Genomic DNA, 24,629 nt, shown 5'->3' on the forward strand with positions numbered 1-24,629 from the left:
ACAGTTTTCACTTCTTTTTTGAATAATTTTGGGGATGGTCGTGGTAAACTAATTTCCAAAGGGGACGTTTTTCATGACAACTACAGACTCAAGACACTGGAAATTAAACGTCGGTTATTTTCTAGCGGCACAAAATTTTTTTCTGTTTGGTTCATCAGCAGTTTACTTTGCCATTCTTTGGTACATTGCCCTCCAAACTTCATCCGGAACTTGGATCATGCTTGCCACCATGGCCACTACGCTACCACAAATTCTAATTTCACTGTGGGCAGGCATCTGGTCAGATCAATATAGTCGTAAAAAATTGATTGTGGCATCTAGCGGACTAGTCACATTCTTAACTATTATTACGGCGTTAATTTACTTTTTTGTTTTTCGAAATTTATGGTTGTTGTTACTAATTGCCGCCATTCGTTCGCTGGGATCCGGGATTCAAACACCAGCGGGAAATGCCCTTCTACCAGAAATCACACCAAAAAAAGAGCTTTCGCGGATTAACGGCTTGAATCAGTTTGTTAGCTCGGTGTTATTGCTAATCTCTCCAATTCTAAGCGGTGTTATCCTAGGAAAACTCGGAATTATTTTTGTTTTCGTGGTGGACCTTGTGACCGCCACTACTGGAATCGCCTTATTGTTATGCATTCATGTGAAGCAGCTTAAACAAGAAAAGCAAAATCAAGTTGCTGGGTTACCAGGTATCTGGGAAGGGTTAAAATACACGTTCTCTCATCAATACTTACGAAATTTTATGGTGTTTACCTTGATCGCGTTCGTACTGGTCGCGCCATCATCCCAGCTATCGACACTTTATGTGAAACGAACTTTTGGCTCTGCAGTTTGGCGATTGACGTTAAATGAGCTGCTATGGACCATGGGGGCCTTGCTTGGTAGCTTTTACATCACCATTCACAAACATTTACCCCATAAAATTCGGTTGATTGCGATTGGTTTTGCAGGATCTGGCATTAGTTTTGCTGTTATGGGACTGCCTGAACCATTTTGGACCTACCTACTTTTCATGTTTTTCTCAGGAATCTGCATGCCAGTTATTCAGGCAACTTCCAACATTTTGATTCAAGAAAATGTTTCGCCCACCAAAATGGGACGGGTTTTCTCAATTCTCCAAATTGTGTCAACCGGAATCTACCCAATTGCCATGCTGTTTTATGGGCCTTTAGCCGATGTGGTGGCGATCCGTTACATTTTGATTGTCACCGGAATTTTATTAATTTTGGTTGCGGGACTCTTTTACAAACGGCTCCCTCAATTAACTGACAAGCTCAAAGATTTGCATTAATCTAGCCCAACACGATTAAAAATATAATCCACATTTTTTAGATGATACCTGTAATCAAAGGCATCATCTATTTCTTTTGGCGAAAGATGACTCTTAATCACCGGATCAGATTCAACCAACGGCTTAAACTGAATTTCTTCGTCCCATGCTTTAGCAGTTAATGGTTGAATGCGATCATAAGCAGCCTCTCGTGATAGCCCAGCATCAATTAACTTTAACAGCACCCGTTGACTATAAATTAATCCAAAACTCCGATGCATGTTGGCTTTCATATGTTCTGGAAATACAGTGAGGTTACCAATAATGCTGTTCATCCGATGTAAAATGTAATCAACCAAGATAGTTGTATCAGGCAAAATAATTCGTTCTGCAGAAGAATGCGAAATGTCGCGTTCATGCCATAAATTGACGTCTTCGTACGCAGTTTGAACGTGACCTCTAATTACCCGAGCCAAGCCGGAAACGTTCTCAGAACCGATTGGATTACGTTTGTGAGGCATTGCAGAAGACCCCTTCTGTCCTGGTGCAAAATGTTCTTCCACTTCACGGACTTCTGATTTTTGTAACCCGCGAATTTCAGTGGCAAACTCTTCTACACTTGTGGCAATTAACGCAAGTGTCGCAATATATTCGGCATGTAAATCACGGGGTAAAATTTGAGTCGAAATTTCTTGTGCATTCAAACCTAACTCTTCACAAACAAATCCTTCAACTTCCGGTGGCACATTAGCAAAAGTCCCCACAGCACCACTAATTTTACCTGCTTCAACCCCTTTTGCAGCATGCTCAAATCGTTCAATATCTCGTTTGATTTCTGAATACCAGCGTGCCAATTTTAATCCAAAGGTCATGGGTTCTGCATGCACGCCATGGGTTCTTCCCATCATAACGGTATATTTGTATTTTTTGGCTTGTGATGCCAAAGTATCTTTAAAGGTTTCAAGGTCTTTACGAATAATCACATTGGCTTCTTTTAAACGATATCCCTGAGCGGTATCCACCACATCGGTACTCGTTAAACCATAATGTACCCACTTTTTCTCTTCACCTAAAGATTCCGAAACATCGCGGGTAAAGGCAATTACATCATGATGGGTCACAGTTTCAATTTCGGCAATTCGTTCTTCACTAAATTGGGCATTCTTTGTTATTTTTTCAACATCGGTCGCCGAGATCTTCCCTAATTTTCCCCAGGCTTTGACGGCCGCAATTTCAACTTTCAACCAAGATGCATATTGGTTGTGTAAACTCCATACATTACCCATTTCTTCACGTGTATATCTCTCTAACATTCGTATCCCTCACATTTTCGAGTTTAAAATAAGTGCTTTAAATATCCGTGTAATACTATAGCATACATATATCGGATATTCCACATGTATTAAACTGATTGAGGTTTCTCACCTGCTATTTATCAGTGATAAACCGTACTTTAAAATATACATCATACATATAATTCGTGTTTTGCTTGCTTTTCGTTAAAAACCTTGTTACACTTATTTGGTTGTTTAAATTATATTATTCGGGGGTCATTAAATGTCATCAATCGTAGTTGTAGGTAGCCAATGGGGCGATGAAGGAAAAGGTAAAATAACAGATTTCTTAGGGAGTGACGCGGCTTTAACCGTTCGTTTCTCTGGTGGTGATAATGCCGGACATTCCATCGTCTTTAAAGGCAAAAAATTCGCATTACAACTTATTCCATCCGGAATCTTCAACCGTAATGGTTTGAGTGTGATTGGCAATGGCGTCGTTGTTAATCCTGAATCTTTACACAACGAATTGCATTATTTAGAAAGTAACGGTATCACAACTGATAATTTACGGATTTCAGATCGTGCTCAAGTTATTTTGCCTTACCACATTCGTTTAGATGAATTACAAGAACAGTCTAAAGCAGCTGGCAAAATCGGTACTACCCACAAGGGAATCGGTCCAGCATATATGGATAAAGCGGAACGAATCGGAATCCGAATTTGTGACTTGCTGGAACGCGATACTTTTGAAGAAAAACTCAGAACTAACCTTAAAAATAAAAACTTATTATTTACCAGATTATATGAAACAGAACCTTTAAAATTTGAAGATATTTTTGAATCTTTCTACCAATACGGTCAAGAAATCAAAGATCGTGTCACCGATACTTCGGTTTTAATTAATGAGGCCCTTGATAAGAACGAACATGTGCTATTCGAAGGCTCTCAGGGAGTTATGTTGGATTACGATCACGGGACTTATCCTTATGTCACCTCCTCAAATCCCACTGCCGGTGGTGCTGCTGTGGGGGCCGGTGTTGGTCCATGGCGCATTAACCAAGTTGTCGGGGCATGTAAGGCCTACACATCCCGCGTGGGTGATGGTCCTTTCCCAACTGAACAATTAAACGAAACCGGTGATTTCATTCGCGAAGCCGGTCATGAATACGGCACAGTTACTGGTCGTCCCCGGCGCATTGGCTGGTTAGACACTGTCGTTTTACGCCACGCAACGCGAGTAAGTGGCCTAACCAGTTTATGCTTAAACTGCTTGGATGTTTTAACTAACTTAAAAACGATTAAAATTTGTACAGCCTATCAGTTGGATGGTCAAACAATTTATCACTATCCCGCTTCTGAAAAGCAAATCGAAAAATGTGAACCAGTTTACGAAGAACTTCCTGGCTGGACAGAAGATATTACTAACTGTAAAACACTGGCTGAACTACCTGAAAATGCGCGTAATTACCTGAACCGCGTTTCAGAATTAGTTGGTATTCCCCTTTCTACATTTTCAGTAGGACCCGATCGCGAACAAACCAACGTTTTGACTGATATTTGGAATGCAAAATAACGTTTAGAATTTTAACTTTGAATAGGAGCGATAACCATGAGAGTTTTTGATTATGAAGACGTTCAACTTATTCCTAACAAATGTATTATTGACAGCCGTTCTGAAGCGGACACCACTGTAAAACTAGGAAAATACTCCTTTAAAATTCCAGTGGTTCCCGCAAATATGGCCACGGTCATCAACGAAGAGTTATCCGTTTGGCTGGCAAAAAATGGCTACTTTTATGTCATGCACCGTTTCGAACCGGAAACACGGTTGGCTTTTATCAATGAAATGCATGAGCAAAAATTAATCGCGTCTATTAGTGTGGGTGTGAAACAAGAGGAATTTGATTTCATTTCTCAACTGGCTGATCAAAATATCACACCAGAATTTATTACAATTGATATTGCCCACGGGCATGCCAATAGTGTGATTCGCATGATTCAACATATTAAGCGCCTGCTTCCTGAGGCGTTCGTAATTGCGGGAAATGTCGGAACGCCAGAAGCCGTCCGTGAACTTGAAAACGCTGGTGCCGATGCAACCAAAGTTGGAATTGGTCCTGGAAAAGCTTGTATTACTAAGCTCAAAACCGGTTTCGGAACTGGTGGTTGGCAATTGGCTGCAATTCGTTGGTGTGCCAAAGCTGCCAGCAAGCCCATCATTGCTGATGGTGGCATTCGGACAAATGGTGACATTGCCAAGTCGATTCGATTTGGCGCTACCATGGTCATGATTGGCTCTTTGATGGCAGGCCACCAAGAATCTCCTGGCAACATGATTACCATCGATGGCAAAAACTATAAACAGTATTATGGTTCAGCTTCTGAAACGCAAAAAGGCCAACACAAAAACGTTGAAGGTCGTCAAATGTTGGTTCCTTATCGGGGTCACATTAAAGATACCCTTGAAGAAATTCATCAAGATTTACAGTCCTCAATTTCTTACGCTGGTGGCCGCTCATTGGATGCCATCCGCAAAGTAGATTATGTCATTTTACACGGAGTAAATGATTTTAACTAAAAAAATGGGGATAAAAAACAATAGTTTGCAACCCATATTTCAAATTAAAAGGGCAATTTCACCGAGTACTATCAGTGAAATTGCCCTTTTCTATCACTATTTTAAATTAATCACTTCGTTGCCAAACTCTTTTAGTAGCTTGAGTAGCATATCAACCTTTTTTTGGCCAAACTTAATGATCCAGCCCTCAAAAACTAAATGCACTTTTTGATCAATCAGTTTTTCCACTTCTGCACCACGCTGGGTCAGGTGAAGATACAACCTTCTTTGATCCTTTGGGTCCGGTGTTTGAGAAATATAGTTTAATTTCAATAAAGATTTAATTTGTCTAGAAACTGCGCTCCGAGTAACATTTCGTTCGGTCGCAATTCCCATCTGCGTCACATTTTCCTGGTAGCGAATATCCCGTAAAACCAAAAATTGTTCAAACGAGATCTCATATTCCTTTGTCGGTTCCGAAAGGACATACTCTAAAAATTTCAATGTAGTCATGTAAATTTCAATTGAACCTTCAAATAAAGCTTCATTCTCTTTTGCTGACACAGTTCCCCAACCTCCTCCAAAATTGTTAACTGTTTAAGTATAGCAAACAAAACTTCAAAAGGTTATGGATTTAGCGATCTTTCACTAATCCATAACTTTTTTCTTATTTCCAATATTTTTTAAAACGTTTACTCCAATTCTTGGTCGTATCTTCCATATTTCCAAAGCGCAATTCTTGGCTTGTCGCGTTAATAACGCCGCCAATCATAATCACTAAGCCGGAAAAATCTAGCCAAAACATCAACGCAATAAACGTTCCTAAAGTCTTATAACTGTTTACAGAATGAGCAAAATAACGCAAATAGGCAGTAAAAAATTGAGAAACACCCATCAATCCAATGGTTGCCGCTGCGGCTCCCCAGATCACATATCTAAACTTAATGCGGGCGTTTGGAACAACATAATACAAAATCATCAAACTTAAAAAAATAACGATCAAAGCTGATGGCAGTTTCACGTTACCCACAATATGAAAAAGGCTATGCGGTAACTGCAGAATAGGCGTCAAATACGCAACAATTGTTTGTCCAAAACTAAAGAAAAACATCATCAAACTAATTAAAACCGCAAAGAAAATAGTAAACAAGAATGAAACGACGCGATTTATAATCGGATTTTGAAATTTTGCCACTCCATACGCTCGATTAATCGACCTTTGAAACGCGGCAACCGCCTGACTAGCAGACCACAACATCAAAATGGCACCAAAGGACATCAACTCGCCGTTTCCTTTTTCCAAAAAGTCTTTGACAATGGGCTGACTAATCTGATAAATCGTACTTGGGACAACCGTTTCAATGTATTCCAGCACTGTTGTCACGTCAATATGAAACAGTGGCAACAAGTTTCCTACAAAGATAATTGCCGGAAACATAGCAAGCAACGTATAGAAGGCAAGGACAATTGCATTATTTGCGGCATCTGCACGATTAAATCGCATCATAAAGCCTTGCCAATATGTTTTACATTTATGCCCAAACCTCTTCCAAGTCATGTTATATACCCCGTTTTTATTTAACTTTAATAGTATACAACAATTTACTAAGTTAACCCTTTTTTTCTGAATTTTTAATCAAAATTGAAAGCAATAATCCCAAAATCTCTACAAGAAAGAAAGTAAAGAACACTGCCCGATATCCCATTTGAGTAGCAACTTCCACGTGACTGCCTTTGGTCAACTCACTTTGCGTAATCGCCGTTAATATAATGGTAGCAACCGCTACTCCCAACGAACCAAGTATTTGACGAACAGTTGTAATAACGGCCGTTCCATGAGCAATGAGACTGTCTGGCAAAGAGTTTGCCCCCAGTGTCATCACGGGCATCATGACAAACGCATTGCCGCCTTCGATCAACATTGCCAAAATCACCATGCCAATCAAATTTAGCTCACTAGAGAATACAAACAAAATTCCCCAACCTATTGTAATCATGCTCATACCTATTAACAGCACACGTTTGAACCCGAATCGATCAGCCAACTTGCCAGTAACAGGATTTAGTAAACTTAAAAATACGGCCCCTGGTACAAGCGACATTCCGGATGCAAAAGGCGATAGCTTAAGCACCTCTTGATAATAAAGCGGAAAAATAATTGTCGTCACAATTAAGGCAATGTAAGAAAAACCCGTCAGTAACACGGCTAAATCATAATTAAACGTTTTAAGTACACGCAATTCGAGCATTGGCGTTTTGATGTGAAATTGACGAAACACAAAATAGGCTAACATCACTAAACTAACGGCAAGTAAACCAAACTGGTTCGTCCAGTTAACACCAGTTTTACCTAGTTGATTGATCACAAAAAGCAGTCCGATCAACCCTAACGAACTAAAAACCGAGATAAAATCTAACCGATCTGGTTTCAGTGACATGACATTTGCAATGAATTTAAATGACAAGAGAAAAACTAGCGTAATAATAATGGCAAAAATCACAAAAAGTCCTTGCCAGGTCGTAAATTTCAAAACAATTCCAGAAATGATTGGTCCTACAGCTAATGCTGATCCCATCACCAGCCCCACAATGCCCATTGTGACCCCGCGTGATTCTTCTGGTGTAATTGTCAACATGACACTCTGGTAAGCCGGAAATAAGATCCCAACGCCAATCGCCTCTAGGACTCGTCCAAACATCATGATCGGAAAATTAGGTGCAAATAAAATAACAATCGTTCCAACGTCAAACAACACTAACACGGCTTGAAATAGCCGTTTAAACGGTACATTACTTAATAGCCAGGGACTGATAGGCATCATGATACACATAACCAACATGAAGCCTGTCGTCAGCCACTGGATGGTTGGCGCGGTAACACCAAAATAGCGCATTAAAGTTGGGTAAGCCGTTGATAATGAAGATTGACTGATCGACATTGTAAAAGTGCCCGCCAATAAGATCCCCACAAACCAACTGCGAAGTTTTTTATCCCCTTTAAAAATTCCAAGCCGTTCTTCCATCAAACTCACTCCTCACTAACTTATGCCTAAGTTAGAATCATTTTAAATCGATTTAATTGTATTTCATATTTAGACTGGTGTAAACTGAATTTGAAAATTCTAAACGATTTTATTGCCTGCATAGAGTTGAAGTCATCTTAAAAAAGTGATTAAATTGATTGTACTTATTAATTGTGACTAACGAAATGGAAGAAGGTTTAGGTATGGCAAACGCAGAAGTGGATGAAGCTATTACAGATTTACAAAGTAAACGCATTCGAATTACCCCTCAGCGACGCACGATTTTGGCTTATTTAGTCACCCATCATAATCATCCAACTGTTGAAACCATTCACGAGGCCTTGGCACAAACCACGCCAAATATGAGTTTGGCAACGATCTACAACACATTAAAATTATTTGTCGACTTAGGAATTGTCATTGAACTGGCAAACGGCGAAGATGGCGTGCATTACGACTATTTCAATAAGCCGCATTACCACGTAATTTGCACAAACTGTGGTAAAATCACTGATGTTTTTTATCCTGACTTTCAAAAAGATGCGAGAAAGATGGAAAAACAAGCGACTCAACAAACAGGCTATCAAATTTCGGGTAATCGCTTCGAAATTTATGGATTGTGTCCTGAATGCCAAGCTAAATTAAAAAAATAAGAATTCAAATAACCATCCAAACTCACTCTACTAAGTTTGGATGGTTTATTGTTTGGATAGCTTCTTTCCGCTGAGCTCTAGGACCGCTCGGCAAAATAAAAGGCAAATCCTAAGTACGACTCCCGCGGGATTGCGATCCCGCATACGTCGCCTCCGCTACTGCTTTTTTCCGCTGAGCTCTAGGACCGCTCGGCAAAATAAAAGGCAAATCCTAAGTACGACTCCCGCGGGATTGCGATCCCGCATACGTCGCACTTAGGATTTGCCTTTTACCATTTTGCCTCGCGCACTTTTACTCTTACCTTACCTGTGCCGCCGTCATTATCGCCACTTTATACACGTCTTCTTCACTTGCTCCTCGTGACAAATCCGACACCGGCGCATTCAATCCCTGCAAAATTGGCCCTATTGCCTCAAAATGTCCCAATCTCTGCGCAATCTTATACCCAATATTTCCTGATTGCAATTCTGGGAACACAAACACCGTTGCATGCCCCGCTACCTTTGAATCTGGTGCCTTACTTGCACCCACATCCGGCACAAACGCCGCATCAAACTGCAGCTCACCATCAATCTCCATCTCCGGTTCCTTCTCTTGTGCCAATTTAGTTGCTTCCTGCACCTTTGTGACCATATCGCCCTTTGCCGAACCCTTCGTTGAAAAACTCAACATAGCTACCTTAGGCTCAATATCAAAAATTTCAGCCGTATGCGCACTTTCCACCGCAATTTCTGCCAGTGTTGCCGCATCTGGATCAATATTAATCGCCGTATCCGCAAAAATATAACGTTCATTATTGCGCTGCATCACAAACGCACCACTAATTCGTTTTACACCAGGTTTTGTTTTAATAATTTGTAACGCCGGACGAACTGTATCTCCCGTTGGGTGCACAGCTCCAGAAACCATTGCATCTGCTTTGTGCAGATACACCAACATTGTGCCAAAATAATTCACGTCAGTTAACATCTTCAGCACTTCTTCAATAGTGTTCTTTCCCTTACGCCGCTCTACTAAAGCATCCACCATTTCTTGCTTTTCTTCTTCCGAATAATTGTCCGGATTAATAATTTCAACATTTTTTAAATCAACATCATCTTTTGAAGCCTTTTCTACAATTTTCTTTGCATCGCCCAACAGAATTGGTTTGACCAACCCATCTTGTGCCAACCGCGCAGCCGCAGAGTAAATTCTGACATCGTCCCCCTCTGGAAATACAACCGTTCTATTTTGACCCTTAATCTTTGCCTTTAAACCGTCAAATAAATCCATGTTTGAAACTCCTTCCATAAAAGACAGAATTTTATATTTAATTATAGGTTATGCCTTAGTTTCTTTTTTAAATCGTTCAACTTCACGGGCGATCGCCAATTCTTCGTTCGTAGGCACAACTAACACCTTTGCCTTAGAATCCGAAGCACTAATATCTCGCAACTCACCTTGAACCTGGTTTTTTTCGTTATCAATTTTAAGTCCAAAATAATCCAACTCATCAACAATCATTTTTCGGACTAACATCCCATTCTCACCAATGCCTGCTGTGAAAACTAAAACATCAATTCCGTGCATTTCAGCAATGTAAGCCCCAATATACTTCACAATGTTATTCACAAAAATTTCAACGGCCAACTCAGCCCGACGGCTCTTATGTCTAGCCTCCAAAACGTCGCGCATGTCAGAAGAGATTCCAGAAATACCTAACAATCCAGACTTGGTGTTTAATATTTCAATCATTTCAGAAAAGTCAGTAATCTTTAGTTTTTCCATCAAATAATTGACTAAAGAAACATCGATGTCTCCTGAACGGGTTGCCATTGTAATCCCAGAAACCGGGGTAAAGCCCATTGATGTATCATATGACTGGCCATTCAAAATAGCGTCAATTGAGGAACCGGCCCCTAAATGAAGGGTGATCATCTTCAAAGAACTTAATGGTTTACCAAGTAGTTTGGCCGCATCCAAAGCAACTGATTGATGGCTCGTACCATGGGCACCATACTTACGTGCGCCATATTTTTCATAATATTCATAAGGAATACTGTACAAATAATTTTTTGCGGGTAATGTTTCATGAAAAGAAGTGTCAAACACCGCAACACTTGTGACGTTTGGCAGGACCTTTTGCACTGCCCGAATTCCAATCACATTGGCTGGATTGTGCAATGGAGCATACTCCGATAAACTCTCAATTTGCTTAATTACTTTTTCTGTAATCTCGACGGAGCCATTGAAAATTTCGCCACCCGCTACAACGCGATGACCAACGCCTGTAATTTCATCAAAACTTCGAATAATTTTCAGGTCAATCAAAGCCTTTAGAACCATATGGATCGCAACTTCATGATCTTTAACTGGCTCTTCAAACCGCGTGTTTTCCTGATCGCCATAAATCATTGTAAATGTGGAGCCATCAATACCAATTCGATCCACCTGGCCACTTGCGAGAACTTTCTCGCTTGGCATCTCAAACAGTTTGAACTTAAGTGATGAACTTCCTGCATTAATTGCAATTGTTTTTTCCAAAGTAAACCCCCACTCACTTTTCTATGGATCCGATTCGATCTTCTTTTAATACTTTCACTCTACCGCGTTTGCCCTAAATTCTCAACGCTCATTTACATAAATTATACCTTATTGTTTTTAACATGAAAACCATATGCCTATTTGTTATTAGAAACTAAATATTTAAAAAAAGAGATTTATTCTATATAGCGTTAACTTGTATAGGATAAATCTCTTTGTGCCAATTAATTTGGTAGTTTATTTGTTTGTTAATTTGCTTGCAGCTGCTTCATCAAGAATAACAGTCACGTTGTCATGGTCTTGAAGCACGCTTGCAGGTAAGTCTGGAGTGTTAGGGCCTTCGATCATTCCCTTAACAGCATCAGCCTTTTCTTCACCGTAAGCTTCCAATAAGATATGTTTTGATTTCATAATTGAAGCTAATCCCATTGATAAAGCTTCCTTAGGCACGTCTTCTTCATGTGCGAAGAAACGGGCATTAGCATCGATCGTTGATTGAGTTAATGAGACACGATGAGTGCCAATTTCACGTGAAGTTCCTGGTTCGTTGAAACCAATATGACCATTGCGGCCAAGACCCAAGATTTGTAAATCAATTGGGTTGTCCTCAATTACTTTATCATAACGTTTTGCTTCAGCATCGATATCTTTAGCCAAACCATTTGGTAGGTAAGATTTCTTAAATGGCTTTTTGTTGAATAAATGTTCATGCATAAAGTAGTTGTAACTTTGGTCATTGTCAGCAGCTAACCCGATGTATTCATCCAAATTGATAGAAATGGAATCGCTGAAATCAAGATCACTAGCGATAATGTCATTGTAAGTTGTAATTGGTGTACTTCCGGTAGCTAAACCAAAAGTATGAGCACCATTTTTCTTAGCATCAGCAAAAATCTTGTAGCCTTCTTGTCCGCCTTCAACTTCATCTTTAACAATAATAATTTGCATAATCAAGCTCCTTTTTATTTTCTTTTTCGACTCCGATGAGATCTATAAGAATAAAAATCCCATTCACATTGGTATAGCCCAATTATATATTCTCCCTCTATAAATTGCAAGGGTATAGACCAAAAAATCAAAAATTATTTCTATAAATCACGATATCTAGAAATATTCCCTACTGAAATTAGACACCACCCTGAGAATTAAATTAGTTGCCGAATTTTATATTTATCGATATACTGAATTCGTAACAAATACAGGGGTGCTGGATCCAATCCGGCTGAGATAAAAACTAGTGGTTTTTGACCCTCGAACCTGATATGGATAATGCCAGCGCAGGAAGTTTAATCGTTTTGATGATCAAGTGACAGCTCACATTCCGTCATTTGATGACCAATTTTAAACATGCAATCAAAAGCTGGCGCGTTGTCGTTGGCTTTTTTATTTTGTTTCAAGAAAGGAAACTATCTTATGAATACAAGTGTTGCAATTCAAGTTTTACCAATGTTAGAGGACGACAAAAAAGTTGTGGCTGTTGTGGACAAAGCAATCGAGTACATTCAATCCACGGGCGTTTCATATGAAGTCGGTGCGTTTGAAACTACACTCGAAGGTGACTACGACCAACTCATGGAAATTGTTAAAAACATTACCAAAATTGCCGCTGATGCTGGTGCCCCTCAAGTGATGACTTATGTAAAAATTGATTATAAATCTGAGGGCAAGGTCTTAGGAATCCATGAAAAAACAGACAAATATCAACATTAATTTTCTACCTATTTTGGTCATTCTGGCGCTTTTAGTTATCTGGCAATTAATCAGTTATTTCCAAATCGTCCCGACTTTCATGCTGCCTTCACCTGTTAATGTAGTCAAAGCCTTTATCACCGATTTTCCGTTGCTTATGAAAAATGCCGGCGTTACCCTCTTGGAAGCGTTCTGGGGGCTATTAATTGGCGTCATTGGTGGTGTGCTTATCGCCATAATTATGGACTTGTTTAATCCACTCTATAAAGCTGTTTATCCCCTGCTAGTCCTCAGTCAAACTGTTCCGGCGGTGGCTATCGCGCCCCTTTTGATTTTATGGTTTGGCTATGGCATGCTGCCAAAAATTGTTTTAATCACAATCACGACATTTTTCCCGGTGGCCGTGGAAATGCTGACCGGCTTCCGCGCTACCGATCCTGATTTAATTCATTTAATGAAAACGATGGGTGCAAGCAAATGGAAATTATATTACTATGTTAAGTTTCCAAATTCGTTGAATCATTTCTTCTCGAGTTTAAAAATCTCTGTATCTTATGCAATTGTGAGTGCCGTAATTTCTGAATGGGTTGGTGGTTTTAGTGGCTTGGGTGTCTATATGACGCGGGTCATGAAGGCCTATGCCTACGACAAAATGTTTGCCGTCATCTTTTTAATTTCGGCTTTAAGTTTGCTTTTAATTTGGTTGGTCACTCTGATTCAACATAAAGTCATGCCCTGGGAGGCAGTAAAAAAATGAAACATTCCAAACATTTTTGGCTCTACTTAAGCTTGAGTTTTTTATTGATGTTGGTTTTAGGTGGCTGCAAAACTAGTTCTAATAAGTCGCAAATGAAGACGATTACCGTGGTTTTGGATTGGACACCGAACACCAATCATACCGGAATGTATGTTGCCAAACAAAAAGGCTACTACAAAAAATATCATCTCAATGTGAAGTTTGTACAACCACCCAAAGATGGCGCCGAACAGCTTGTTGCGAGTGGCAAAGCTCAAATTGGTATTTCTGCACAAGATACGTTTGCTGGGGCGATTGCCCGTCGTGACCCATTGCCTATCACCACAATCGGGGCCATTATTCAGCACAACACTTCGGGGATCATGTCGCGCAAAGCAGATGGGATTACTTCACCGAAAAAAATGATGGGTAAACGTTATGCAACTTGGGACTTGCCAATTGAGCAAGCAACTATCAAACAAGTAGTCGAAGATGATGGCGGCCAATATAGCAAAATTAAAAAAATTCCTAATAACATTACCGATGAGGTGGCGGCCTTAAAGACAAAACAAGCTGACTCGATCTGGGTGTTTTACGGTTGGGCTGGCGAAAATGCTAAAATTAAAAACCTTCCCATCAATTATTTTTCATTTCGTTCTTTGAACAAGGTTTTTGATTATTACACGCCGACCCTCATTGGCAACAACCAATTTTTAAAGGCCCATCCTAAACTGGCTAAAGATTTCATGAAAGCAACTGCTAAGGGATATACCTATGCGGCTAACCATCCCCATCAATCGGCCACCATTTTAATGGATCAGGTGCCTGAGCTTAAAAGCAACAAAAAGTTAATTTATGCGAGTCAAACCTACCTTTCCAAACAGTACACCTTAGGTTCAAAGCAATGGGGAAAAATTTCATCAACTCGCTGGAATCGATTCTATCAGTGGCTAAATCAACATAAACTTGTTTCCGTCAAACTCAAGAAAAATCAGGGATTCACAAATCAATATCTTTCTAAATGAGGTCTTAACTATGGCGTTATTACAAACGCATCATATTTCTAAAACATATTCGGATCACCAGATACTTGCCGATATTAATATTCAGCTAAATCAAGGTGAATTAGTTAGTATTCTTGGTGTCAGCGGTATCGGGAAAACCACTCTTTTCAACATTATTGCTGGTCTGCTTTCCCCAGAAAATGGTGAGGTTCTGCTTAAAAATCAACCCATTACAAATAAAACGGGTCAACTCAGTTACATGTTGCAAAAAGACCTTCTGCTACCCTACCGAACAATTATGGGCAACGTTATTCTGCCTGCTTTGATGCGGGGCACCTCAAAAAAAGTGGCCGAAGCGAAGGCCGCTCCGTTGTTTAAACTCTTTGGATTGCAACATACCGAAAAACGGTACCCTCAGGCTTTATCTGGCGGGATGCGCCAACGAGCTGCCCTATTGCGAACTTACATGTTCGATAAAGAGGTCGCTTTATTGGATGAACCTTTCAGTGCCCTAGATGAAATCACAAAACATCAGGTACACGCTTGGTATCTCAACTTAATGAGTAAAATTAATTTATCAACTTTACTCATTACACACGACGTTGAAGAAGCGATCCTCTTATCTGACCGAATTTACATTTTAAGTGGCACACCCGCATCAATTACAAAGGAAATCATAATTGATTCTGAACTAAAAAAACAACCCGATTTCGAGTTGAGCACGTCGTTTCTCGACTACAAACGCCAAATTCTAAACTTATTATAAAGTGGGTTAAAAAGTCAGCAGTAAATTAACCAAATCTTTTGCTTTCTATAATGTTTTAGTTTATATTCTAGTTAAAGCACAGACAAGTTTATTCAAATAAACTGATTTCTAAAGTTTGCTTGTGTTTTCCAATATTTTTGATTGTCCAAAGGAGCTGTTAGTTATGGCAAGTGAAATTGTATTTTTTAATCCTGGTGATTCTTTAGGAAATTTTCATGATTACAACGAAGCAGTCCGTAGTGGTCAACTATACCGGCATAAGGATGAAACGCCTCATGAATTAGTGATCGCAACGGATCCTAAAAACGATGAAGAGTATCTGATTTTTTACGCCAAAGATGCGGTTGATCCTGCGAATAATAAAGATAAACACGGAACCAAATATAACATCTCTAAACACTTATAAAAGTTACTACCATACTCTGTGCCAGAAGGAGGACTCGTTATGACTTTTGCAGACCAACTGACCAGTCAACGAAAACGGGCTGGTTACACGAGAAGTGCCTTAGCCAAAGAACTGGGTGTTAGTCTTAATCAGGTTGCCAAGTGGGAAAGTGGCGAATCTTAGCCAAGTCTAACTATCTTGCGTCAGTTGCATTCAATCTATGAAATTAGTATGGATGAACTTATCTTAAATGAGACAACTAGTCAATCGGTGAGTCCTTCTCGCTGGCTGACACGATTTGATAAAGCTTTTAAGAAAAAATAAAATCTGTGATCAGGGTAGTTGAAAAACTACTGGTGATCACAGATTTTTTATTATCGGCCTACAGGTTGAAAGTATCAAAATTATTATATCAGTGCGTTGCTTGCAAAGATTAGACTTAGTCTGGAAGCAAATGGGCTCAATAGTGTCTTTATCTTAGCGGGTTTCGCTTAGATAAAGGCCGAGCTTGGAGACGTGGCTTGTGGCCCCAAGTCGTGCCCCCCACGTTCCAGCCCAAATTTGCTGGAAGACGGCCTTTTAATCTGATTTTATTGCCATGAACGTTTTCGTATCAAGCAACAAGATAAGTTTTTGTAGTTTCAACCTTTTATTATCGGTGTCACTTGAAACTGTACTTCTCTATTTTTGAAGCATTTCATAAGGATTCGGTAAATGATTGGCTACCTTATCGGCTATCGCTAGGGCAATTTCGTTAGAAACTGACTTTTCGGCATCTGGCGCCGTATACATATTAATTTTATAATCAACTTCCGCTAAATTTTGTTCAATCTTTTTCTGTTGAGCCACAACTTCCTGGCGATGTTTAAGCAATAATTCACGCCGTTGCTTCACTGAAGCTGGTCCCGCCATTACATAATCAATGTATTTGCGAATATCTTTAATTTTCATGCCAGTATTTTTCAAACAACAGATGGTTTTAAGGAGATTCAAATCCCCAACTGTAAATTCACGATAACCAGCCGCATTACGTGCCACGAACGGTAGCAACCCTTGTTTATCATAAAAACGTAACGTGTAAATCGACAGATTAACTTTGGCAGCAACCTCTTTTATTGTGTATGTCATAAAATAAGCTCCACTTTTTCCTTGCCCTAGAGTAATGTCTAGGGTTTAACATGGCTATCATAACGTAAAACAATAAAAATCACAATCAATTAGAGGAGAGTCAAAAAATGACAGAAAAAGTATTAGTTACAGGTGGAAACGGCTTTTTAGCACTGCATATCATCAAGCAGTTACTCGAGGCAAACTACTCCGTTAGGGCAACTCTGCGTTCACTCAATAAAAAAGAAGAGGTCCTTCAAACGCTTAAATTTCATGAGGTTCCAAATCTTGACCGTTTAAGTTTTGTCCAAGCTGATCTAACCCGAGATGATAACTGGTCGACAGCCATGGCCGGCATTACTTACGTCATGAGCGTGGCTGCTCCAGTTTTTGTAAATGGTGAAACTGCCACCAAAGATGTCGCCCGTGCCGCGACTGATGGCACGTTACGGATTCTAAAAGCGGCAGTTACTAGCAACGTAAAACGGGTTATCATGACTGCCAATTTGGGAGCTGTGGGTTTCAGCAATAAAAATCAGCAACATACCACAACCGAAGCCGACTGGACTGATCCAAACGAGTCCGGTCTATCGCTCTATGAAAAATCTAAACTCATTGCCGAGAAGAGCGCCTGGAATTATCTTAAAAAAACGAACAGTACTCTCGAATTTGTAACTGTGAATGCGGGTGCTATGCTTGGCGGCGCCTTAGATGATCATGTTTCAGGCAGTTTTGGGATTGTCCGTAATTTAATTAATGGCACTGTGAAACGCATCCCTAACATCAAAATGAATATTGTCGATGTTCGCGATGTGGCTGATATTCATATTCGTGCCATGCAAACATCTGCTGCAGCAGGAAAACGTTTCTTAGCTGTTGGCGACAAACCGATTTCAATGCCAGAAATTGCGGCGCTCATCAAAACTCACCGACCAAAATTAGTTGCTAAAATTCCCACAAGAACCTTACCAAACTGGATAATTCGTATTGGTTCTCATTTTAATCAACAGGCAAAAGAAGGCCGTTTATTCCTAGAAGTGAACCACAACGTTAGCAATCAGCGCGCAAAAACACTATTAGGTTGGCAACCAATCGGTAGTAACCAAGAAACGATTTTAAACACCGTTGATTCTTTAATCCGCGCTAATCAAATTTAAATCAAAAAAAGATCGATCGTAATTTTTGCAATTACAATCGACCTTTTTTTAACACTGCGATTTAATAAACATCGACATTAGCGCCGAATTCAGCTTCTAAATCTTCTAACAGTGTATGTTTGTCGGACTTACATTCTTTTTCAGAATACTTAATAAATAAAACCTCGCTTTATGTTTTGCCTAAGCAATCACAACTATGCGAGAATGTTTACTGTTTTTGAACATTAACAGCTTGTGGTCCACGGTCGCTGTCTTCTACATCAAAAGTAACTTCTTGGTTTTCTTCCAATGTCTTAAAACCGTCGCCTTGAATTGCTGAAAAATGAACGAATACATCGTCACCATTTTCGCGGTTGATAAAACCAAATCCCTTATCAGGGTTAAACCATTTAACTTTGCCTTTTTCCATGTGAATGAATCCTCCTAGCGCAGTGCGCTTTTTTAATTTTGTATCCCACGAGCCAATTACGAAAGGAGTCACGCTCTTAGAACTTCGAACCCTTAATAACCAAACTGATAAAACACATTAACATAACCTTAACAGGAACTAAGTATGAATACAAATGAAACGACTTCTAAAAACTCTTATAAGTCGATCACTCTCTATTGTTTTGCATTTAAAACCCAGGTATTATTAACTTAGGGAAGTGATTTTTATCATGAATAGTTTTTTTGCTGTCTTAATCGCATTAAGCATTCTGGGTTTTATAGTGTTGGAAGCTATAACCCTCTACAATAAAGTTATGCATCAAATGCTTTTTCATGTACCAACTACTAAATATAAAAGTTATATTTTAGGTACCGTACTGTTATTTTGCGTCGCCATTTTTGGTTTTCAATTCACTAATCCACAACCCGTAACGTCAGCCCCATCTGTCAAAAGAATTTACAAAACAAAAACGGTTGGCAAAAAAGAACTGGAGTCTGCTAAACTACGGGCCTATGCGCTCGCAAAAATATCATCCAAGATCACTTCTCAATCAAATTCAGTTGAGGATTTGTCAGATAAGGTTGAATCGGCTAAAAAAGCATCTTCACAGTCAGTAAATTCAAGACAAGAATCGGAAAGCAAACAGGCCAAAAAAGAAGTTCAACAATCAAGTGTTGCCTCACAAAGTTCAACACAAGTTTCAAATTCAACCAGCGCCGACAAGACTTCTAAACAGGGAGATCTAGACACAACCACCAAGAAGAGAATTATTGGTAATAAAAATTCACGAATCTACCACGTTCCTGGTCAGGCAGGCTACCATATGAATTCTCAAAATGCTGTCTACTTTCAAACGGAAGCCCAGGCTCAATCTGCTGGCTATCGTAAGGCAAAAAGGTAGTAAGGGGAGAAATTAATGATGTGTAATAATCCCTTTATGGTTGTCAGATGAAATAATATAATTCATCTAATAACTATGGAGGGATATTTGTATGCCCAGAGCTAAGTATACAGAACTTGAAAAGTTAACCTTGCTTGAGCAATTCAGGCAATCAAAAATGTCTAGTGAGGCCTTTTCGAGAGAACATAATGTTAATGGTAATGTTTTTAGAACGTGGTTAAAACGTTATGAGCGTGATGGTTTTGAGGGATTAAAAGAAGCACGTCAGAATAAACATTATTCACAGAAATTAAAGTTAGAGGCAATTCACACGTATTCAAATGGTGACTATTCGCTTGCAGAAGTGGCTCTTAAATTTGGTTTACGTTCAACAAGTCAATTAGTAAACTGGATTTCCAGGTATAATGAGGACAAAACGGTGACGATGTCACCATCTAGAAAGTTGGTCCTCACTATGGGTAGAAAAACTACTGTTGAAGAACGAATTGCAGTTGTAGAGTATGTAACCAAAGATAAACATAGTTATAGCGAAGCTGCCACTCATTTTCAGGTTTCCTATCAACAAGCACGTTCTTGGGTGCTTAAGGCTCATGAAAGAGGCTATGAATTCCTCGTAGATAATCGTGGTCATCACAAAAAACAAGCAGCACTTACAGATTTGGATAAGGCTAATTTACGAATTCGTGAGTTAGAATCGCAATTAAAAGACAAAGAACTTTATGAGGCCTTCATAAAAAAATTTCAGGAACTACGGTACAAGGGGTGAAAAAACAGCATCAACTGGCTTACCAGGCAATTAAGGACGTCAGTAAAGGTCATCATGGAGCAATCACAAAGCTACTGGTAATTATCGGCGTCAGCCGACAAGCATACAACAAAGGACTCAAACGCCAAGAAACTGTTTGGGAATTACGGGATCAACGACTTAAAGAACGAGCACAATACTGGTTTGATTTTCATCATCAAGGAATTGGAGCTGGTAATTTATTGGAAAATTTACGCCAAGATGAACAAATTAACTTCCCAGTTACATTTAAGCAGGTCCGTCGAGTAATGCGTGAACTAGATATTCATTGTCAGATTCGCAAGAAAAAACATAACCGTGTAAAGCAATCGGAACAGTATATTCAGGACAACGTATTGAATCGAAAATTTAAAGTGACAGCGCCCAATCAAGTCTGGCTTTCTGACTCAACAGAGTTGTCATATGGTATTAACGGTGAATACAAGGTGCGCCTGAGCGGCGTTTTGGATCTTTATGGTCGGCGACTTTTGGCCTATAATCTCAGCATTACGGAAACAAGTGCCGCAGAAATTCAAGTTTTTCAACGGGCTTTTACTCAAGCAGGCGATGTGCATCCAATGGTGCATACAGACCGAGGCACGGCATATACCTCGAAATCGTTTAACCAATTTATGGATCAATTCCAGGTCAGACGTAGTATGTCACGGCCTGGCACGCCCTATGATAACGCACCAATGGAGCGTTGGTGGAATGAATTTAAGCTACGCTGGATGGATCGTCACCCAATGGCGAAAACCTATCCAGAACTTGTGAGCTTAGTTGAAGAAGGAATCATCTACTTTAATCACCACAACCGTTCAGCACAAAGAAATGGCCTCACCCCAGATGAATACTGGAATGAAGCCATTTAGATACATGTTAAAATTTATATTATTTCATTTGTCAACTTGACAGGGCCTAGTACAATGTTTATTGGAATTATCTTTTTAATTATTGGTCTCTTTGCTATCGTCGTTGCTTTCCGCCAACGAAAAGATCGCCTTTGGTTCGTTTTATTAGCCGTAATCACTTTACTGTTAAGTTGGAATCAAGCGGGTTCTTACGCGCGTCGAAAATACTTTAGTGTGAATAGTGTGATGTCCACAAAAGTCATCACTAAGGTAAATTCCAGTGCTAAAGTTTTGGCCAACTCTTTGGAATCTAAAAATAGCAAACTAAATCGTGCCCTATCCTCCCAGTCTGCCTCGATCAAAAAAAGGGCCAGCAGTTTGCATATTAATTTTGCCAAAACACAATCAAATGCAGACAAGACGAGTAGCCAGACTTCCGATGATACCGAATTAGCCAACAAATCATACGCTGGTCAACAAACCATCACCATTAACCAAAACAACCCCAACTTTTCGACTGCCGATCTTTCCACCAGTAAAGGTGCTTGGCAAACTTATGGTAATCTAGATCGCTATAATCGGGTTTCAGCAGCAAATGCACTTCTAAACAAAAGTTTAATGCCTAAAACGGAACGCGAGTCTTTGGATGTAGACCCCACTGGCTGGCATAACAAAAAGACTAGCAACGGTTGGCTGTACAATCGCTGTCACTTAATTGGTTATCAATTAACAGGGCAAAACAACAATGCCAAGAACTTAATGACTGGCACACGTTCCCTCAACGATCCTGAAATGACAACTTATGAAAATGAAGTGGCAGACTATGTAAAAGCCAACAAAAATCATTACGTGCGCTATCGTGTGACGCCCGTTTTTCGTGGAAAAGAATTAGTTGCCCGTGGCATTCACATGGAGGGCCAGTCGATTGGCAGTAACGCCGTCCACTTTAATGTTTATATTTTTAACATTGAATCTGGTTATACCATTAATTATCAAACTGGTACCAGTGTTAAGAAATGAGGTTTGAGAAATGAAAATTGTCTTTCATATTGACGAAAACTCAAAGTGGCAAACTGCCTTGTCAAACGTGGTAAATGCCCTGAGCTATGCTAAACAAAAGCAACTGACTATTTCCATCGTGGTTGTCGTTAACGGATCTGCAATCACTGAGTATTTGGCAAATGATGTTCAAGTATTCATTAGCACCCATCAAGGAACCGTCGAATTCCATGCTTGTCAAAACGCCATGGCTAGTCACCACATTTCAGCTGAGCAATTGCCCAAGACCGTTAAAGTGGTTCCTGCCGGTGTGATTGATCTTGTGACGTTACAAGATCAAGGTTTTCGTTACATTAAACCTTAGTATTAAAACCTTATTTTGGAGATGACCATTATGAAAAAAGAAAGTTTGCTTTTAAAAATAATTTTATTCTTAGTTACCCTCGCAATTATTGCTGGCTGGGGCTTCGGTACTTATGGCTTTACCATAGTGGGTTTTGATTTCAATAATCATTATGCCTACGTCTTTTATAATCTTGCCGTTGGCGTTTTTGCAGCAGGAATTTTTCTTTTGATCACGAGCTACCTTTGTTTTCATCTCTTACTTGCCATTGATAAAAATCAATTCTACAGTAGTTTAACGTCAACAAGGTTGGCTCAAATTAGTCATCTTTTTGTGGGTATCTCTGTTGTTGCCATTCTGGACCTGCCCGCCTTGTACGTCGTGGCGGATCACACGGATGCTCCTGGAATTTTGTTGATAGGTATTATTTTTGCCGGTGTGGCAATTACGTTAACCATTCTTGCGCGACTGTTTTCTAAATTAGTAACTGCAGCGCTCACCTTAACAAATAAGGAAGCTTAATCTAACTTTTTTGTTCCTATCGTTTTGTATCGTGGTAAGATAGTAAGCATGGTCAAAAAACGAAAGGCGAACTAGCATGGAAAACAACCGTTTTACTCAAGACGAACAAGTCTCAAAAAAAATTATTTTATCAATTGTTGGAACTGGAATGATGTCATTTTGTGGCGTCCTACTCGAGACCTCAATGAATGTCACCTTCCCCACTCTAATGAAACAATTAGGGGTATCAGTCTCCAGCATTCAGTGGATTACTTCTGGATATCTCCTAATTGCTGCCCTTGTCATGGCCCTGGCTTCTTATATTCACAAACGATTCAAACTGAGAAACATTTATACCGTTTCCGTAATTCTGTTTATTTTAGGCTTGCTCCTTTGTGTATTTGCCACCAGTTTTCCAGTTCTTTTAACCGGACGATTAATTGGTGGGATCGCAACCGGCCTCACCACGCCTCTCATGTTTAGTATTATCAATCACGAAATTCCCATTCAAAAACTGGGAAGCTACACAGCAATTGGCGCGATCATCATTTCAATGGCGCCAACAATTGGCCCAACGTATGGCGGTCTCGTATCTTACTACTTTGGTTGGCGATTAATCTTTTGGATTGTCCTTCCCGTTTCATTAATTGCTGCTGTAATTGGGATCCTAAACATTGAACAGCATCGTGATACCCAACGACCTAAGCTTGATATTTTGGGATTTACCTGGATTGCTGCTGCTTTTGTCTTAATTGCCTTAGCTTTCAACGAGGCTTCTACTCATGGTTGGGCAAGCACTGGTTTTTGGTTAATGTTAGTTATTGGCCTGTTAGCTGCCGGTTTGTATGCCTGGCACGCTACCCATACCAAATCCCCACTAATTAATGTTGAAATTTTTAAATATCAACCTTTTGTGCTCAGCTTTTTAGCCTATGCGCTGTGTCAGTTAATTAACCTTGGAATGAGTTTCCTACTACCAAACTTCGGTCAATTAGTTTTAGGCACAAACGCCTTATTAGCAGGGTTTTTACTTTTACCAGGAAGTGTATTACGGATTTTTATTATGCCATGGGGCGGTAACTTGCTAGACCGCAAAGGTCCGTCCTTGCCAATCCTAACTGGAATTGGTTGCATCTTAATCTCAGCCATTTTATTTTTATCCTTCATGTCATTTTTAACAATTCCCTTGATGACATTTTTCTACGTATTCTTTAGCGTTGGGTTTTCACTCACGTACAGTAATACACTGGCAAACGGGATGAAACAATTGCCAATGCATTTAAAAGATGACGGTAATGCTGCATTTAATGCTATTCAACAATATTCCGGCTCAATTGGGACTTCATTGATGGCCACTTTAATCGCCATTAGTCAAATGAATGCAACTGGAATTTCCACTAAACAGGCCATTGCTCGTGGAAGTTCCCATGATTTCATTTTGCTGATTTTTATGGCCGTTGCCATGTTAGGCATTCAGGCTTGGAATTTCAAGATTCAAAAAAATCAAATCGTAAAATAAAGTTTAAGGCAAGTCGAACCGAATCGACTTGCCTTTTGTGTCTAAAATTAGATTTAACGTTTCATGATATGATAAATTAAGAAAGAATTTAGAGGTAAAACAATGCAAACAGATCAATTTATTCCAAACAACAAAGTTTCTAAGAAG

General features: G+C 39.6%; 27 protein-coding genes and 1 riboswitch. Of the genes, 18 read left to right on the plus strand and 9 right to left on the minus strand.

All coding sequences use genetic code 11. The features are described from left to right. The first annotated feature begins 73 nt into the window (after positions 1–73). Positions 74–1,297 (plus strand): MFS transporter, encoded by a 1,224-nt coding sequence (locus AB3217_RS09060; protein ID WP_260266725.1) that lies wholly within the window; start codon positions 74–76, stop codon positions 1,295–1,297. On the opposite strand, the gene purB is transcribed toward AB3217_RS09060, so the two are convergent. Continuing rightward, positions 1,294–2,589: an adenylosuccinate lyase gene (gene purB / locus AB3217_RS09065; RefSeq protein WP_057782897.1), complete on the minus strand. Its 1,296-nt coding sequence runs from the start codon at positions 2,587–2,589 to the stop codon at positions 1,294–1,296. The genes AB3217_RS09060 and purB overlap by 4 nt on opposite strands. A gap of 244 nt (positions 2,590–2,833) precedes the next feature. Here purB and AB3217_RS09070 point away from each other — a divergent pair, with 244 nt between their 5' ends. Together AB3217_RS09070 and AB3217_RS09075 are read left to right on the plus strand one after the other, a co-directional pair. Next, entirely contained in the window at positions 2,834–4,126 is a 1,293-nt protein-coding gene (locus AB3217_RS09070) for an adenylosuccinate synthase (RefSeq protein WP_057782895.1), read from the plus strand. Between the two features lie 36 nt (positions 4,127–4,162). Then, positions 4,163–5,131 (plus strand): GMP reductase, encoded by a 969-nt coding sequence (locus AB3217_RS09075; RefSeq protein ID WP_068806180.1) that lies wholly within the window; start codon positions 4,163–4,165, stop codon positions 5,129–5,131. 96 nt (positions 5,132–5,227) lie between these two features. On the opposite strand, the gene AB3217_RS09080 is transcribed toward AB3217_RS09075, so the two are convergent. From AB3217_RS09080 to AB3217_RS09090, 3 genes are all read right to left on the minus strand, one after another. Next, positions 5,228–5,674 (minus strand): MarR family transcriptional regulator, encoded by a 447-nt coding sequence (locus AB3217_RS09080; protein ID WP_084254273.1) that lies wholly within the window; start codon positions 5,672–5,674, stop codon positions 5,228–5,230. 103 nt (positions 5,675–5,777) lie between these two features. Continuing rightward, the gene (locus tag AB3217_RS09085) at positions 5,778–6,668 is read right to left on the minus strand and encodes a YihY/virulence factor BrkB family protein (RefSeq protein WP_367366016.1); all 891 of its coding nucleotides are present in this window, start codon (positions 6,666–6,668) and stop codon (positions 5,778–5,780) included. A gap of 52 nt (positions 6,669–6,720) precedes the next feature. Beyond that, positions 6,721–8,133 carry an MFS transporter gene (locus AB3217_RS09090; protein WP_068806177.1) on the minus strand — a complete coding sequence of 471 codons (1,413 nt, stop codon included), beginning with the start codon at positions 8,131–8,133 and terminating at the stop codon, positions 6,721–6,723. A 203-nt stretch (positions 8,134–8,336) separates the two neighbouring features. On the opposite strand from AB3217_RS09090, the gene AB3217_RS09095 reads away from it, so the two are divergent. Next, a complete protein-coding gene (locus AB3217_RS09095) occupies positions 8,337–8,786 on the plus strand; it encodes a Fur family transcriptional regulator (RefSeq protein ID WP_068806173.1) in 450 nt (149 codons plus the stop codon). 298 nt (positions 8,787–9,084) lie between these two features. Here the strand turns inward: AB3217_RS09095 and pta are convergent, their stop codons facing one another. The 3 genes from pta to AB3217_RS09110 form a co-directional block, all read right to left on the minus strand. Continuing rightward, positions 9,085–10,059, minus strand: coding sequence for a phosphate acetyltransferase (gene pta, locus AB3217_RS09100; RefSeq protein WP_068806169.1), 975 nt, complete (start codon positions 10,057–10,059; stop codon positions 9,085–9,087). Positions 10,060–10,107: 48 nt separating this feature from the next. After that, positions 10,108–11,310 carry an acetate/propionate family kinase gene (locus AB3217_RS09105; RefSeq protein WP_367366017.1) on the minus strand — a complete coding sequence of 401 codons (1,203 nt, stop codon included), beginning with the start codon at positions 11,308–11,310 and terminating at the stop codon, positions 10,108–10,110. 237 nt (positions 11,311–11,547) lie between these two features. Continuing rightward, the gene (locus AB3217_RS09110) at positions 11,548–12,258 is read right to left on the minus strand and encodes a glucosamine-6-phosphate deaminase (RefSeq protein ID WP_068806163.1); all 711 of its coding nucleotides are present in this window, start codon (positions 12,256–12,258) and stop codon (positions 11,548–11,550) included. Positions 12,259–12,500: 242 nt separating this feature from the next. Further along, positions 12,501–12,611: riboswitch (TPP riboswitch) on the plus strand. Positions 12,612–12,723: 112 nt separating this feature from the next. Between AB3217_RS09110 and AB3217_RS09115 the strand changes: the two genes are divergently transcribed. From AB3217_RS09115 to AB3217_RS09140, 6 genes are all read left to right on the plus strand, one after another. After that, positions 12,724–13,020, plus strand: a complete 297-nt coding sequence (locus AB3217_RS09115) for a thiamine-binding protein (RefSeq protein WP_068806160.1) — start codon at positions 12,724–12,726, stop codon at positions 13,018–13,020. Continuing rightward, on the plus strand, positions 12,992–13,756 hold the full coding sequence (locus AB3217_RS09120; RefSeq protein WP_068806157.1) for an ABC transporter permease: 765 nt from the start codon (positions 12,992–12,994) through the stop codon (positions 13,754–13,756). The genes AB3217_RS09115 and AB3217_RS09120 overlap by 29 nt, the downstream gene beginning before the upstream one ends. Next, complete coding sequence (locus tag AB3217_RS09125; protein ID WP_068806153.1) at positions 13,753–14,760, plus strand: ABC transporter substrate-binding protein; 1,008 nt, start codon at positions 13,753–13,755, stop codon at positions 14,758–14,760. Before AB3217_RS09120 ends, AB3217_RS09125 begins: the two co-directional genes overlap by 4 nt. 10 nt (positions 14,761–14,770) lie before the next feature. Then, positions 14,771–15,505 carry an ABC transporter ATP-binding protein gene (locus AB3217_RS09130; protein WP_068806150.1) on the plus strand — a complete coding sequence of 245 codons (735 nt, stop codon included), beginning with the start codon at positions 14,771–14,773 and terminating at the stop codon, positions 15,503–15,505. Positions 15,506–15,668: 163 nt separating this feature from the next. Then, a complete protein-coding gene (locus tag AB3217_RS09135) occupies positions 15,669–15,911 on the plus strand; it encodes a hypothetical protein (RefSeq protein WP_068806147.1) in 243 nt (80 codons plus the stop codon). 39 nt (positions 15,912–15,950) lie between these two features. Continuing rightward, the gene (locus tag AB3217_RS09140; RefSeq protein WP_084254272.1) at positions 15,951–16,073 is read left to right on the plus strand and encodes a helix-turn-helix transcriptional regulator; all 123 of its coding nucleotides are present in this window, start codon (positions 15,951–15,953) and stop codon (positions 16,071–16,073) included. Positions 16,074–16,571: 498 nt separating this feature from the next. Here AB3217_RS09140 and AB3217_RS09145 read toward each other — a convergent pair whose 3' ends face one another. After that, positions 16,572–17,018 (minus strand): MerR family transcriptional regulator, encoded by a 447-nt coding sequence (locus tag AB3217_RS09145; protein ID WP_057782866.1) that lies wholly within the window; start codon positions 17,016–17,018, stop codon positions 16,572–16,574. 107 nt (positions 17,019–17,125) lie between these two features. On the opposite strand from AB3217_RS09145, the gene AB3217_RS09150 reads away from it, so the two are divergent. Further along, positions 17,126–18,154 (plus strand): NAD-dependent epimerase/dehydratase family protein, encoded by a 1,029-nt coding sequence (locus tag AB3217_RS09150; RefSeq protein WP_068806144.1) that lies wholly within the window; start codon positions 17,126–17,128, stop codon positions 18,152–18,154. Positions 18,155–18,362: 208 nt separating this feature from the next. Here AB3217_RS09150 and AB3217_RS09155 read toward each other — a convergent pair whose 3' ends face one another. Beyond that, positions 18,363–18,563, minus strand: coding sequence for a cold-shock protein (locus tag AB3217_RS09155; protein ID WP_057749326.1), 201 nt, complete (start codon positions 18,561–18,563; stop codon positions 18,363–18,365). 250 nt (positions 18,564–18,813) lie between these two features. Between AB3217_RS09155 and AB3217_RS09160 the strand changes: the two genes are divergently transcribed. The 7 genes from AB3217_RS09160 to AB3217_RS09190 all read left to right on the plus strand — a co-directional run bounded on the left by AB3217_RS09160 (position 18,814) and on the right by AB3217_RS09190 (position 24,482). Beyond that, positions 18,814–19,485 (plus strand): hypothetical protein, encoded by a 672-nt coding sequence (locus AB3217_RS09160; protein ID WP_367366018.1) that lies wholly within the window; start codon positions 18,814–18,816, stop codon positions 19,483–19,485. 91 nt (positions 19,486–19,576) lie between these two features. Continuing rightward, positions 19,577–20,251 carry a helix-turn-helix domain-containing protein gene (locus AB3217_RS09165; RefSeq protein ID WP_100078201.1) on the plus strand — a complete coding sequence of 225 codons (675 nt, stop codon included), beginning with the start codon at positions 19,577–19,579 and terminating at the stop codon, positions 20,249–20,251. Next, complete coding sequence (locus AB3217_RS09170; protein ID WP_087128590.1) at positions 20,248–21,141, plus strand: IS3 family transposase; 894 nt, start codon at positions 20,248–20,250, stop codon at positions 21,139–21,141. Before AB3217_RS09165 ends, AB3217_RS09170 begins: the two co-directional genes overlap by 4 nt. Positions 21,142–21,195: 54 nt before the next feature. Next, positions 21,196–22,140, plus strand: coding sequence for a DNA/RNA non-specific endonuclease (locus AB3217_RS09175; protein ID WP_367366019.1), 945 nt, complete (start codon positions 21,196–21,198; stop codon positions 22,138–22,140). Positions 22,141–22,150: 10 nt separating this feature from the next. Then, positions 22,151–22,483 carry a DsrE family protein gene (locus AB3217_RS09180; RefSeq protein ID WP_057782858.1) on the plus strand — a complete coding sequence of 111 codons (333 nt, stop codon included), beginning with the start codon at positions 22,151–22,153 and terminating at the stop codon, positions 22,481–22,483. 30 nt (positions 22,484–22,513) lie between these two features. Continuing rightward, positions 22,514–22,984: a DUF2975 domain-containing protein gene (locus tag AB3217_RS09185; protein WP_068806136.1), complete on the plus strand. Its 471-nt coding sequence runs from the start codon at positions 22,514–22,516 to the stop codon at positions 22,982–22,984. A gap of 76 nt (positions 22,985–23,060) precedes the next feature. After that, the gene (locus AB3217_RS09190) at positions 23,061–24,482 is read left to right on the plus strand and encodes an MFS transporter (RefSeq protein ID WP_367366020.1); all 1,422 of its coding nucleotides are present in this window, start codon (positions 23,061–23,063) and stop codon (positions 24,480–24,482) included. Positions 24,483–24,629: the final 147 nt, after the last annotated feature.

Origin of the sequence: Pediococcus parvulus, assembly GCF_964063155.1 — a bacterium.
Classification (GTDB): domain Bacteria; phylum Bacillota; class Bacilli; order Lactobacillales; family Lactobacillaceae; genus Pediococcus; species Pediococcus parvulus.

Bases quoted from the DNA above. Each gene is read 5' to 3' on its own strand.
- AB3217_RS09190 (WP_367366020.1), top strand. From the start codon at position 23,061: ATGGAAAACAACCGTTTTACTCAAGACGAACAAGTCTCAAAAAAAATT.
- AB3217_RS09125 (WP_068806153.1), top strand. From the start codon at position 13,753: ATGAAACATTCCAAACATTTTTGGCTCTACTTAAGCTTGAGTTTTTTA.
- AB3217_RS09095 (WP_068806173.1), top strand. From the start codon at position 8,337: ATGGCAAACGCAGAAGTGGATGAAGCTATTACAGATTTACAAAGTAAA.
- AB3217_RS09130 (WP_068806150.1), top strand. From the start codon at position 14,771: ATGGCGTTATTACAAACGCATCATATTTCTAAAACATATTCGGATCAC.
- AB3217_RS09150 (WP_068806144.1), top strand. From the start codon at position 17,126: ATGACAGAAAAAGTATTAGTTACAGGTGGAAACGGCTTTTTAGCACTG.
- AB3217_RS09075 (WP_068806180.1), top strand. From the start codon at position 4,163: ATGAGAGTTTTTGATTATGAAGACGTTCAACTTATTCCTAACAAATGT.
- AB3217_RS09085 (WP_367366016.1), bottom strand. From the start codon at position 6,668: ATGACTTGGAAGAGGTTTGGGCATAAATGTAAAACATATTGGCAAGGC.
- AB3217_RS09135 (WP_068806147.1), top strand. From the start codon at position 15,669: ATGGCAAGTGAAATTGTATTTTTTAATCCTGGTGATTCTTTAGGAAAT.
- AB3217_RS09060 (WP_260266725.1), top strand. From the start codon at position 74: ATGACAACTACAGACTCAAGACACTGGAAATTAAACGTCGGTTATTTT.
- AB3217_RS09110 (WP_068806163.1), bottom strand. From the start codon at position 12,258: ATGCAAATTATTATTGTTAAAGATGAAGTTGAAGGCGGACAAGAAGGC.
- AB3217_RS09070 (WP_057782895.1), top strand. From the start codon at position 2,834: ATGTCATCAATCGTAGTTGTAGGTAGCCAATGGGGCGATGAAGGAAAA.
- AB3217_RS09180 (WP_057782858.1), top strand. From the start codon at position 22,151: ATGAAAATTGTCTTTCATATTGACGAAAACTCAAAGTGGCAAACTGCC.
- AB3217_RS09140 (WP_084254272.1), top strand. From the start codon at position 15,951: ATGACTTTTGCAGACCAACTGACCAGTCAACGAAAACGGGCTGGTTAC.
- AB3217_RS09175 (WP_367366019.1), top strand. From the start codon at position 21,196: ATGTTTATTGGAATTATCTTTTTAATTATTGGTCTCTTTGCTATCGTC.
- AB3217_RS09160 (WP_367366018.1), top strand. From the start codon at position 18,814: ATGAATAGTTTTTTTGCTGTCTTAATCGCATTAAGCATTCTGGGTTTT.
- AB3217_RS09185 (WP_068806136.1), top strand. From the start codon at position 22,514: ATGAAAAAAGAAAGTTTGCTTTTAAAAATAATTTTATTCTTAGTTACC.
- AB3217_RS09165 (WP_100078201.1), top strand. From the start codon at position 19,577: ATGCCCAGAGCTAAGTATACAGAACTTGAAAAGTTAACCTTGCTTGAG.
- AB3217_RS09090 (WP_068806177.1), bottom strand. From the start codon at position 8,133: ATGGAAGAACGGCTTGGAATTTTTAAAGGGGATAAAAAACTTCGCAGT.
- AB3217_RS09120 (WP_068806157.1), top strand. From the start codon at position 12,992: ATGAAAAAACAGACAAATATCAACATTAATTTTCTACCTATTTTGGTC.
- AB3217_RS09145 (WP_057782866.1), bottom strand. From the start codon at position 17,018: ATGACATACACAATAAAAGAGGTTGCTGCCAAAGTTAATCTGTCGATT.
- purB (WP_057782897.1), bottom strand. From the start codon at position 2,589: ATGTTAGAGAGATATACACGTGAAGAAATGGGTAATGTATGGAGTTTA.
- pta (WP_068806169.1), bottom strand. From the start codon at position 10,059: ATGGATTTATTTGACGGTTTAAAGGCAAAGATTAAGGGTCAAAATAGA.
- AB3217_RS09115 (WP_068806160.1), top strand. From the start codon at position 12,724: ATGAATACAAGTGTTGCAATTCAAGTTTTACCAATGTTAGAGGACGAC.
- AB3217_RS09155 (WP_057749326.1), bottom strand. From the start codon at position 18,563: ATGGAAAAAGGCAAAGTTAAATGGTTTAACCCTGATAAGGGATTTGGT.